The following is a 10,906-nucleotide window of genomic DNA, read 5'->3' as shown; positions in this document are numbered from 1 at the left end:
TACGACTCCTTCATGGCGCGCTCGCACGACCGGCTGGCGGCCTCGCAGTCGGGCACGTACCGGGACATGCAAGTCCGGCTGTTCGAGCACCGATTCGATGTGAAGGTCGGCTTCGAGCCGCGGTTCTCCGACGCGGACGTGGTGCGCGTCGCGCACTGCCGGGTGCGCCCCGACCGGGTGGATCACTTCACGCTGGTGCAGGAGAAGGTGTGGAATCCGGCCATGGCCGGGTCGCCCGGGATGCTGCGTGGGGTGTTCGGGGAGGCGCCGGGGAACGAGTTCCTGGTGTTGTCGATGTGGGACTCGGCGGCCGAGCACGGGAAGTACCGCGTGGAGCGGGTCGAGCGGCTCGGCCTGCGCGCGCAGACGGAAGCGGATGTGGCGGCGATCGCCGGCGATGTCGTGCGGGTCGACTCCGCCTGGACGGTGTGAGGCGGAGCCCTCTGCCGGCCAAGGGGCGATTCTGATCAGCGGCGGGCGGGGAGATAGGCCCCGGCCCGGACCGCGGCCGCGACGGCGGCCGCCGTCTGGTCGGCGAGCGGGGTGTCGATGGGCTCACGGGTGATGAGTGCCCGGAAGAACAAGGGCGCGGAGACGGCGCGTACGACCGCCGCGGAGTCGGTGCCGGACGGGGCCTCACCTCGGTCGACGGCCCTCCGCACCACGGATTCGCAGCGCGCGAAGCGCTCGGTGTAGAAGTCGCGCAGCGCCTGCGCCGCGCGCTCGGACTGGAACGCGGCCGCGATGAAGGCGGTCGGCGCGGCGGCGGCCGACGCGCTGCCGAAGGTCTCGGTCACCTCGCGGGCGAGGGCGCGCAGATCGCCCTCCAGATTCCCGGTGTCCGGCGGCGTCCAGGCGTCCTCTCCCGCCAGGTCCAGCGCGTCCGCCACGAGCCCCTCGACGCTGCCCCAGCGCCGGTAGACGGTCGTTTTGTGGATGCCGGAGCGCTCGGCGACGTACTCCACGGTCAGACCCGGATAGCCGTGCTCGGCGAGGCCGGTGAGCACGGCGTCGCGCACCGCCGAGCGGGTGCGCGCGGTGCGCCCGCCGGGGCGGACGGTGCCCGGCGTCGGGACGGCGCTCTCTGTGGACAAGTGCAACTCCAGTTGTGTTAGTGGGTTCGCTGTGCCATGCTGAGGGTAACGCAACTTCAGTTGTGTTTGGAGTGTGCGGTCCGATGGCCGCTCGCGTGCTCGGAGGTGCGCCCTTGCCCACTCAGATCTCGCTGCGAGGCGTCACGCTGTCCCGGGGTGACCGGCTGCTGCTCGACGACGTGTCCTTCGCGGTGCGGCCCGGGGAGCGGATCGGCGTCGTGGGGGAGAACGGGGCCGGTAAGTCCACCCTGCTGCGGCTGCTGGCCGGGCGCGAGTCACCGGACGACGGCGCCGTGGTGGCGGTTACCGACGGCGGCGTCGGCCACCTCGGCCAGACGCCCGAGCTGCCGCCGGACCACACGGTGCGCGACGCGGTGGACACCGCCCTCGCCGAGGTGCGCGCCATGGAGCGCGGGCTGCGCGAGCTGGAGGCGGATCTCGGCGGTGGCGCCCCGGATGTGCTCGCCGCTTACGGCGATCTGCTCACCGCGTTCGAGGCCCGCGGCGGCTATCAGGCGGATGCCCGGGTGGAGAAGGCCCTGCACGGCCTGGGGCTCGGCCGCATCGGGTACGAGCGGCGGCTCGGCAGTCTGTCGGGGGGTGAGCAGGCCCGGCTGGGGCTCGCCTGCCTGATCGCGGCCGCCCCCGAGGTGATGCTGCTGGACGAGCCGACGAACCACCTCGACGGCGCGGCGCTCGGCTGGCTGGAGGAGGCGCTCCGGGCGCATCCGGGCACCGTCCTCGCGGTCTCCCACGACCGGGTCTTCCTGGAGCGGGTGGCGACCGCGATCGTCGAGGTGGACGCCGACCGGCGCGCCCTGGTGCGGTACGGCGGGGGGTATGGCGGATTCGTCGCCGAGCAGACCGCCGCGCGCCGCCGCTGGGAGCAGGCGTACGAGGAGTGGTGCGCGGAGACGGCCGCGCTCGCGGAGGCCGCCACCACCGTCGCCCGGAGGGTCGCCCCGGGCCGTGGCATGAAGGACGGCAACAAGATGGCGTACGACCGGGACCGGGGGCGTGTGCAGTCCTCGGTGTCCAGCAGGGTGCGGAACGCGCGGGAGAGGCTGCGCAGACTCCAGGAGGACCCGGTGCCGCGCCCGCCGGAGCCGCTGCGGTTCTCGGCGCTCCCCGCCGCGGGCTCGGCGGACGGTCTGCTCATCGACCTTCACGATGTCCGCGTGGGGGAGCGGCTGGTGGTCGACCGGCTCACGGTGGCGGCCGGAGACAGACTGCTCGTCCACGGTGCCAACGGCGCGGGGAAATCCACGCTGCTGCGGGTCATGGCCGGGGTGGAGAAACCGGAGGCGGGCCGGGTGGCCCGCCGGGGCAGGATCGGCTACCTCGCCCAGGAGATACCGGTTGCCCGTCCCCGGGAGCGGCTGCTGTCGGCCTTCGGCCGTGGGCTGCCGGGGACGCCGGAGGAGCACACCGACCTGCTGCTGTCGTACGGGCTGTTCCACCCGGATGCCCTCCATGTCCCGGTGGGGTCGCTCTCCGCGGGCCAGCGCCGCCGGCTGGCGCTCGCCCGGCTGCTGGCCCGCCCCGCCGATCTGCTGTTGCTGGACGAGCCGACCAACCATCTCGCCCTCGGCCTGGTGGAGGAGCTGGAGGAGGCGCTGGCCCAGTGGACCGGGGCGCTGGTGGTGGTCTCGCACGACCGGCTGCTGCGCAGCCGCTTCACCGGGCGGCGCCGCGAGATACGAGCAGGCCGGCCCATGGCCGAGGAGGGGAGCGAGGCGCCCGCCACGACCTCGATCTAGGGTGGCGCCATGGCACGACCCCGGCGCATCGTCCTCCTACGGCACGGAGAATCGGAGGGCAATGTCGATGACTCGGTGTACGAAAGGGTGCCCGACCATGCTCTGAGACTGACCGAGACCGGGCGCCGGCAGGCGGAGGAGGCGGGCGAGCGGCTGCGCGCCACCTTCGGCGACGAGCGCGTGTCGATCTATGTGTCGCCGTACCGCCGCACCCACCAGACCCTGAAGCTGCTCGATCTCGACCCCTCCCGCACCCGGGTCAGGGAGGAGCCGCGGCTGCGGGAGCAGGACTGGGGGAACTGGCAGGACCGCGAGGACGTGCGGAAACAGATGGCCTACCGCGACGCCTACGGGCACTTCTTCTACCGGTTCGCACAGGGTGAGTCGGGCGCCGATGTCTATGACCGGGTGGACGCCTTCCTGGAGAGCCTGTGGCGCAGCTTCGAGGACCCGGCCCATCCGCCGAATGTCCTGCTGGTGACCCATGGGCTGACCATGCGGCTGTTCTGCATGCGGTGGCTGCACTGGAACGTCGCCGAATTCGAGTCGCTGTCGAACCCCGGCAACGGTGAGATGCGGACCCTGCTGCTCGGCTCCGACGGGCGTTACCACCTCGACCGGCCCTTTGAGCGCTGGTGCACCCCCAAGCCCTACGGCCACACCGGTTAGAGTGCGCAGCGATGACCGCTGACCGTTTCCACCGGGCTCTGCGGAGCCTGCGCGGGCTGGCCGTGGGCGACGCCCTCGGCTCCCAGTTCTTTGTCCCCGCCAACTATCCCTACCTCAAGCGCAGCGAGCTGCCGCCCACCCCCTGGCAGTGGACCGACGACACCGAGATGGCCTGTTCGATCCTGGCCGTCCTGGTGGCCCATGGCCGGATCGACCAGGACGATCTCGCCCGCTCCTTCGCCGACCACCATGATTTCGACCGGGGCTACGGCCCCGCCGTGAACCGGATGCTCCGTCTGATCAGGGAGGGCGGCGACTGGCGCGACCTGGCCGCCGGGCTGTTCCAGGGGCAGGGCTCGTGGGGCAACGGCGCCGCCATGCGGATCGCCCCGCTGGGCGCCTGGTACGCGGGCGATGTGGAGCAGGCCACGCATCAGGCGGAGATCTCGGCGTACACCACGCATCAGCACCGCGAGGCGGTGGCGGGAGCCATGGCGGTGGCCGCGGCGGCGGCGCTGGTGGCCGATCCGGCGGGCCACGGCGGGCCCGGAGAGCTGCTGGACCGGGTGGTCGAGGTGGTGCCGCGCAGCGCCGTCCAGGCGGGGCTGCGCCGCGCCCGCGACATGCTCGACTACGCGGACGCCGGGACCGTCGCCGCGGTGCTCGGCTGCGGCCGCCGCACCAGCGCCCATGACACCGTGCCGTTCGCCCTGTGGGCGGCCGCTCGCCACCTGGGCTCCTTCGAGGAGGCGTTCTGGAGGACGGCCTCGGCCGGCGGAGATGTGGACACCACCTGCGCCATCGTCGGGGGAGTGGTCGCTTCCGAGGCCGCCGGTGCGCCGCCCGCCGACTGGCTGGACCGCACCGAGGCGCTGCCGGAGTGGGTCCCGCCGGGCGCCGACTGACCTTCAGCGTGGGCGTGATGCGGTGCGCCGTCCGGTTTGCCCCACCCATCGAACCAGCCGTGCGCCGCGTCGTGTTGGGCGGAAGCGGCCACCGGATCCACCAGGGCGGCGACCGACGGAGGCGGTCGGTGATCACTGCTGGGGATCCGGGTTCCGAACGCAGGTAAGAGCGGCGTAAGGTTGTCCTCGCCATGGCCTATGAACCGCCCACCCACAGTGTCGAGCGCTCGCTCCGAGCCACGACGGGAGCCAAGATCGTCGTCGGTATCGACGAGGTCGGGCGCGGGGCATGGGCCGGTCCGGTGACGGTCTGCGCGGCGGTCACCGGTCTGCGCCGTCCGCCGACCGGGCTCACCGACTCCAAGCTGCTGAGTCCCAAGAAGCGCACGGCCCTGGCCCTGGAGTTGGACTCGTGGGTCACCGCACACGCCCTGGGTCACTCCTCTCCCGAGGAAATCGACGACCTGGGGATGACGGCCGCCCTCCGGCTCGCCGCCACGCGTGCGCTGGACGCGCTGCCGGTCCGGCCGGACGCGGTCATCCTGGACGGGAAGTACGACTACCTCGGCGGTCCCTGGACGGTTCGTACGGTCATCAAGGGCGATCAGTCCTGTGTGTCCGTTGCCGCCGCCTCGGTGATCGCCAAGGTCCGCCGGGATGCGATGATGGCCGAACTGGGAGCCGAGCACACGGACTTCTGCTTCGGGGACAACGCTGGATATCCGTCCCCCACGCACCGCGCCGCCCTGCGGGAACTGGGGCCCACGCCCCACCACCGGCTGTCCTGGGCCTATATGGACGGGCTGCCCCGCTGGCGGCACCTGAAGCGGTTCCGCAGCACATCCGAACCGGTCGGGCTGGAGGACGAAGGCCAACTCGGCTTCGACTTCTGAGCAGACCAAGCGGTCAAAACCGCCACCCGCCGATGCGACTCGCACCGACGTTTGATAGACATCAGCCCATGCCTCTCATCCCCGAGGAGCCTCAGATTCACGAGAGTGTCCCGGGTCCCCGCGTGACACCGGCCGCAGGCCGTACCGCGCCGACCCCTCGTCCTGTACCTGGTCCCGGCCCCCGGCCCGCACCGCGGCGGCCCGGAAGCCCCGGTCCCAACCGTGGCTCCGCCGGAACCTCGTCGGCCCAGTCGCAGCGCACCACGAGCGATGCGACGAAGCCCGTGCCGACCGCCCCGGCGGCTTCGGCTGCCAAGGCCGCACCCACCGCCACAAAGGCCACGCCCCAGATCCAGCTGATCCCCGCCACGGTGGACGGCGCCCTGGACGCGGCGGACGAGGCGGTCGACCTGCTGCTGGATTCCGGCCGAGCCCCTGGTGACATCCTGGTGCTGACCACCGGGGAGCAGCATCCGTGGGCGGCGCATGAGTTGTCCTTCGGCGAGGCGTCCTACTGGGCGCAGCACGACGCCGGAGACGATGTCTTCTACGCCGACGCGGAGGCCGACCGCCTCAAGGGCCGCCCGGTCGTGGTCGTCGCCGTCAACGGCGGTGCGAACGACGCCGTGGCCCGCGCGCTGCCCGAGGCGATGGGCCGTGCCGGGACGCTGCTGATCGTCTGCGGCGATCCGAAGCGCATCAACACCCTCATCGGTCCGGGCGCCTGAGGCCGCACGTCCCCGAACGCCCGGTGTCCGGCAGTCTCTGTCCCCCGTGGCGGAGCTGTCCGGCGCCCGGACGGCCGGTGGCCGCGCGGCCCGCGACCGGTCAGACGGCGGCGGAGTGGCTCAGTGCCTTGCGCCGCCCTCCGAGGTGGGGCCGCGGCAGCTCCTTGGCGTCGCCGTCGCCCTCGACGGCCACGCCCAGCGCGGTCGGCAGCGAAGCGGAGTGCGGCCGACGGCCGCCCCGCCCCTCGCCGAGGACCCGCCATCCGTCGTGGGTCAGCGTGATGTACGCACCGCAGCGCAGGCCGTGCAGGGTGCAGGCGTCGCGCAGCCCCCACATCCAGGCGCCGTCCTCCTCCGTCCACCGGCTCTCGCCCTCGCGGCAGTAGAGCAGCACGGCGGTGCGGATCGGTGTGCGGCGCCGCAGATCGTGGGGGATCACCCGGCGCAACTGCGCCAGCAGCGCGTTCCGGAAGTCCCAGCCGTCGACGGCGGCGGCGCCGCGGCGGACGAACGAGGCGCTCGCCGTGAGCCGTTCCTCCGGATCGAGGACCGCGACGACGGCGGTCGAGGGCGTCGGCAGATGGCGGATGTGCAGTCCGGTGACCACCTCGCGCGGATTGCGCAGCAACGGGATTCCCGCTGCCGCCCACTCGGCGGGCTGGAGCATCCGGCCGGCTCGGGAAGCGGAATCGGCGGACGGTGGCGGAACGAAGCCGAAGGTCACGGTCCTCCCTTCGTCTGCGCCCACGGTCCGTGCGAAGGGTCGGGCACGGGCGCGGGCCACGACACAGCCCCGTCGGTACCACGGCCGGACCGGGGGCGGGGGAGCTGCTGGCAATTCTCCCGGTAGCGCCCGCGTGCGGCAATGCGCAGTCGGCACCACTGACCGTTTTGCCTGGATGTGCGTTCTATATTCCTGGCCGGTTCGCGCCCCGCCGCGGCCGCGGCCGCCTCTACCCCTGCACGGCCAGGACCAGCGGAAACACCCCGGCCGCCCCCGACCGGCGGAGCAGCCGGGAGGCGACGGCCAAGGTCCAGCCGGTGTCCGCCAAGTCGTCCACCAGCAGCACCGGTCCACCCGCCTCGGCAAGGGCCGCCGCCAGCGGCGGCGGCACGGTCAGCGCGCCGTGCAGCGCCCGCAGCCGCTGGGCGCTGTTGGTGCGCGGCACCCGGGTGTCGACCTCGCCGTCGTGGTACGCGACGCTCCCGAGCAGGGGCAACCGGCCGACGGTGGCGATCCGTTCGCCGAGCGACCGGATCAGCTGCGGGCGGGTGCGGGAGGCGATCGTGACCACGCCCACCGGGCGGTCCGGGGCGTCCGGCGCGCCCGAGGCCCAGCCGCCGGGGCCCTTGGCCCAGTCGGCGAGCACAGTCACCACCGCACCGGCCACATCGTCGGGCACCGGGGCGTCCGGGCTCTGCGGGGCCAGCAGCGGCCGCAGCCGGTTTCCCCAGCCGATGTCGGACAGACGGCCCAGGGCCCGGCCCGGAGCGGCCTGCTCACCCGCCGGAATGCGGCCCTTGAGGTCGACGCCCACCGCGGGCAGCCCGGTCGGCCACATACGGCGCGGCTCCACCTCGACACCGGGCCGCCCCAGCTCGCCGCGCGCAGCGTCCAGCGAGGCGGCGGACACTTCGGTGGTGAACCGCGCCCCCGCGCAGTTGTCACAGCGGCCGCAGGGCGCCGCCTTCTCGTCGTCCAGCTGCCGCCGCAGGAACTCCATCCGGCAGTCGGCCGTCGTGGCGTACTCCCGCATGGCCTGCTGCTCGGTCTCCCGCTGGCGCGCCACCCACGCATACCGATCCGCGTCATACGCCCAGGGCTGCCCGGTGGCGGTCCAGCCGCCGCGCACCCGCCGCACCGCGCCGTCCACGTCGAGCACCTTGAGCATGATCTCCAGACGCGACCGCCGCAGCTCGACCTGGGGCTCGAGCGCGGGCAGGGACACCGGCCGGTCCGACGCCGCGAGCACGTCGAGCGTGCGGCGCACCTGCTCCTCGGGCGGGAAGGCGAGCGAGGCGAAATACCGCCAGATCGCCTCGTCCTCACGGCCGGGCAGGAGCAGCACCTCGGCGTGCTCCACACCGCGCCCGGCGCGCCCGACCTGCTGGTAGTAGGCGATGGGGGAGGACGGCGAACCGAGATGCACCACGAAGCCGAGGTCCGGCTTGTCGAAGCCCATGCCCAGCGCTGAGGTGGCGACCAGCGCCTTGACCCGGTTGGCCAGCAGGTCCTCCTCGGCCTGCTGGCGATCCGCGTTCTCCGTCTTGCCGGTGTAGGAGGCGACGGTGTGACCGCGCTGCCGCAGGAACGCGGTCACCTCCTCGGCCGCGGCCACGGTGAGGGTGTAGATGATCCCGGAGCCCGGCAGCTCATCGAGGTGGTCGGCGAGCCAGGCGAGCCGATGCGCGGCGTCCGGCAGCGGCAGCACGCCCAGCCGCAGGCTCTCCCGGTCCAGCGGGCCGCGCAGCACCAGCGCCCGCCCGGTTCCTTCGCCCGTGCCCAGCTGCTCGGCCACATCGGCCGTGACCCGAGCGTTCGCGGTCGCGGTGGTGGCGAGCACGGGCACGCCCTGGGGCAGATCGGCGAGCATGGTGCGCAGCCTGCGGTAGTCGGGCCGGAAGTCATGGCCCCAGTCGGAGATGCAGTGTGCCTCGTCGACGACCAGCAGGCCGGTGGCAGCGGCGAGCTGGGGCAGCACCTGGTCGCGGAAGTCGGGGTTGTTGAGCCGCTCCGGGCTCACCAGCAGCACATCCACCTCGCCCGCGGCCACCTCCGCCTGGATGGTGTCCCACTCCTCGGTGTTCGCGGAATTGATCGTGCGGGCCCGGATACCGGCGCGCGCGGCGGCCTCGACCTGGTTGCGCATCAGCGCGAGCAGCGGGGAGACGATCACGGTCGGACCGCTGCCGCGCTCGCGCAGCAGCGCGGTGGCGACGAAATACACCGCAGACTTGCCCCAGCCGGTGCGCTGCACGACCAGCGCTCGGCGGCGCTCGGCGACCAGCGCCTCGATCGCCCGCCATTGATCCTCCCGGAGCCGGGCGGAGCCGGTGGTGTCCCCGACGAGGCGGGCCAGGACGCGGTCGGCCGAGAGGCGCAGGTCTTCGTCGCTCATGCCCCCATGCAACCCGATCCCGCCGACATCGCGCCAACGCCCCTGGCAGCCTGTGGATAACGTTATCCACAGGGGTGGCGGGGTCGGCGGGGCTGAGGGACCGTCGGGCCATGACTCGACACAACGAAGCGGCCGGTCTGCCCGGCGAAGAGCAGGTCACCCTCCGCAGCCCGGCCGAGCTCGCCGATGCCCTGCCCTATGTCCTGGGCTTCCAGCCGGACGACAGCATTGTGATGATCGCGCTGCACGGCTCCCGCGGCCGGTTCGGCGGCCGGCTCAGGCTCGGCATTCCCCGGGTTCCGGAGGAGTGGCCGGAGGTCTGCGATCAGCTCGCCGAATGCCTGATCAGCGGCAGCGAGCGGCGTGGCGTGCGGCCGGACGGGGTCGTTCTGTTCCTGTGCCAGGAGCCGGCCGAGGGCGAGTCCGCGCAGGAGGCGATGGAGCGGCTGCGGCCCCTCGCCCAGCGGCTGCGCATCGCATGCGGCGGGTTGGAGGTGCCAGTGTTCGAGGCGCTGTGCATCTCCGGCGGCCGGTTCTGGTCGTATGTCTGCCCCGACCAGCGCTGCTGTCCGCCGGAAGGCGTTCCGCTCGCCCTGCCGGGCACGTCGGTCATGGCCGCGGCCGCGACGTACGCGGGGGTTCAGGTGCGCGGCTCACTGCGTGAGATGGAGGCCAGGCTCGCCCCGCTCGGGGCACCTCGGGCCGATGTTCAGGAGCGGGCGCTGGACGCGGCCGGAGCCGATCTTGTGCCGAGGATTCTGGACGCCGGTGGCTCCGCGACGGTGCGTGCGCAGACCCTCGGTCTGGTGGGCCGGATGCTGGACACGTTCCAGGCCGCGTCGCCGGTGGCCGACGCCTGCGCGGCCGATCTCCGCGATGACGGTCTGCTCGACGACCAGGAGGCGGCGGCGATGATCATCGGGCTGCAGGACCGGCGGACCCGGGACCGGGTGGCCGGATGGATGGAGGAAGCGGACGCTGACGCGGCGCTGCGGCTGTGGCGCGCGCTGGCCCGTCGCTGTGTCGGCTCCTACGGGGAGCATGCGGCGGCGCCGCTCACCCTGGCGGGGTGGGTCGCCTGGTCGGCGGGTGATGAACTCATGGCACGGGTGGCGCTTGGCCGTGCCCTGCGGGTCGATCCCGATTACCTCTTCGCGAGGTTGCTGCACCAGGCGTGCAATGAGGGGGTCCATCCGAAGCTTCTGCGTCAATGCCTGCGCCGGGAGGACTCTGAGCGCTTCGACCCGGCCGACCGCGCCGACCGTGCCGTGCACGCCGCGGTGCACGCGGAGCTGGAGCGGCTCGGCGACTTGGCTGCCGCCGAGCCGCTGGGGGCGGCCGGAACCCCGGCCGAAACGGCCATGGAAACGGCCGGACCGGTCGATTCGGCTGAGTCAGCCGAGTCGGCCGTCCGCGCGGAAGCGGAGGAGTTGGAGGAAGCGGAGGAATCGGGGGAGGCGGAAGGTCAGATGGAGCGGCAGTCGGCGCGGGAGCGGCCGAGCGGGGCGGCGGGCCCGGGTGGCAGGAGCGCCCCGGCAGGGACGAGCACCCCGGGTGGCAGGCGCCGCCCGGAAGGGCGGCCACGCACCCGGCGCCGCACCGGCGGCCGGGGAACGCGTAGCCGCCGCTGAACCGGACGGGCCGGGGGAGCCCTGGGGTGAGGGCCAGGGGCGGCCGGCGGGTTGCCCTGGGGATCCCGATCCGCTGGATGAGTTCGGTGGCTGAGCCACCGGCGGCG

General features: G+C 73.2%; 10 protein-coding genes. 7 read left to right on the top strand and 3 right to left on the bottom strand.

The annotated features are described in order from the left end of the window. Nucleotides 1-432 (top strand): DUF4937 domain-containing protein (locus GWI24_RS31865; protein ID WP_210949506.1); only part of this gene is annotated, 432 nt, incomplete at its 5' end. Nucleotides 433-467: 35 nt separating this feature from the next. Here the strand turns inward: GWI24_RS31865 and GWI24_RS31860 are convergent. Further along, entirely contained in the window at nt 468-1,094 is a 627-nt protein-coding gene (locus GWI24_RS31860; protein WP_210949504.1) for a TetR/AcrR family transcriptional regulator, read from the bottom strand. 113 nt (nt 1,095-1,207) lie between these two features. Here GWI24_RS31860 and GWI24_RS31855 point away from each other — a divergent pair, with 113 nt between their 5' ends. The 5 genes from GWI24_RS31855 to GWI24_RS31835 all read left to right on the top strand — a co-directional run bounded on the left by GWI24_RS31855 (nt 1,208) and on the right by GWI24_RS31835 (nt 6,049). Next, nucleotides 1,208-2,854, top strand: coding sequence for an ABC-F family ATP-binding cassette domain-containing protein (locus tag GWI24_RS31855; protein ID WP_210949501.1), 1,647 nt, complete (start codon nt 1,208-1,210; stop codon nt 2,852-2,854). 9 nt (nt 2,855-2,863) lie between these two features. After that, nucleotides 2,864-3,523, top strand: a complete 660-nt coding sequence (locus tag GWI24_RS31850; protein ID WP_210949499.1) for a histidine phosphatase family protein — start codon at nt 2,864-2,866, stop codon at nt 3,521-3,523. 11 nt (nt 3,524-3,534) lie between these two features. Then, nucleotides 3,535-4,428: an ADP-ribosylglycohydrolase family protein gene (locus tag GWI24_RS31845; protein ID WP_210949498.1), complete on the top strand. Its 894-nt coding sequence runs from the start codon at nt 3,535-3,537 to the stop codon at nt 4,426-4,428. Nucleotides 4,429-4,619: 191 nt separating this feature from the next. Continuing rightward, the gene (locus GWI24_RS31840; RefSeq protein ID WP_086879272.1) at nt 4,620-5,321 is read left to right on the top strand and encodes a ribonuclease HII; all 702 of its coding nucleotides are present in this window, start codon (nt 4,620-4,622) and stop codon (nt 5,319-5,321) included. A 68-nt stretch (nt 5,322-5,389) separates the two neighbouring features. Beyond that, entirely contained in the window at nt 5,390-6,049 is a 660-nt protein-coding gene (locus tag GWI24_RS31835; RefSeq protein WP_210949496.1) for a hypothetical protein, read from the top strand. A gap of 100 nt (nt 6,050-6,149) precedes the next feature. Here the strand turns inward: GWI24_RS31835 and GWI24_RS31830 are convergent, their stop codons facing one another. Then, nucleotides 6,150-6,773, bottom strand: a complete 624-nt coding sequence (locus GWI24_RS31830; RefSeq protein ID WP_210949494.1) for a hypothetical protein — start codon at nt 6,771-6,773, stop codon at nt 6,150-6,152. A gap of 229 nt (nt 6,774-7,002) precedes the next feature. Continuing rightward, nucleotides 7,003-9,168 carry a RecQ family ATP-dependent DNA helicase gene (locus GWI24_RS31825; RefSeq protein ID WP_210949492.1) on the bottom strand — a complete coding sequence of 722 codons (2,166 nt, stop codon included), beginning with the start codon at nt 9,166-9,168 and terminating at the stop codon, nt 7,003-7,005. Between the two features lie 110 nt (nt 9,169-9,278). Here GWI24_RS31825 and GWI24_RS31820 point away from each other — a divergent pair, with 110 nt between their 5' ends. Then, complete coding sequence (locus GWI24_RS31820; RefSeq protein WP_210949490.1) at nt 9,279-10,799, top strand: DUF4192 domain-containing protein; 1,521 nt, start codon at nt 9,279-9,281, stop codon at nt 10,797-10,799. The last annotated feature ends 107 nt before the right edge of the window (nt 10,800-10,906 follow it).

Origin of the sequence: Streptomyces sp. MK37H, from assembly GCF_018035285.1 — a bacterium.
Taxonomy (GTDB): Bacteria; Actinomycetota; Actinomycetes; order Streptomycetales; family Streptomycetaceae; genus Streptomyces; species Streptomyces endocoffeicus.
This window is presented reverse-complemented; position numbering and strand designations above follow the sequence as displayed.

Coding starts and splice junctions, on each gene's coding strand:
- GWI24_RS31850 (WP_210949499.1), top strand. CDS start 2,864: ATGGCACGACCCCGGCGCATCGTCCTCCTACGGCACGGAGAATCGGAG.
- GWI24_RS31825 (WP_210949492.1), bottom strand. CDS start 9,168: ATGAGCGACGAAGACCTGCGCCTCTCGGCCGACCGCGTCCTGGCCCGC.
- GWI24_RS31820 (WP_210949490.1), top strand. CDS start 9,279: ATGACTCGACACAACGAAGCGGCCGGTCTGCCCGGCGAAGAGCAGGTC.
- GWI24_RS31845 (WP_210949498.1), top strand. CDS start 3,535: ATGACCGCTGACCGTTTCCACCGGGCTCTGCGGAGCCTGCGCGGGCTG.
- GWI24_RS31840 (WP_086879272.1), top strand. CDS start 4,620: ATGGCCTATGAACCGCCCACCCACAGTGTCGAGCGCTCGCTCCGAGCC.
- GWI24_RS31835 (WP_210949496.1), top strand. CDS start 5,390: ATGCCTCTCATCCCCGAGGAGCCTCAGATTCACGAGAGTGTCCCGGGT.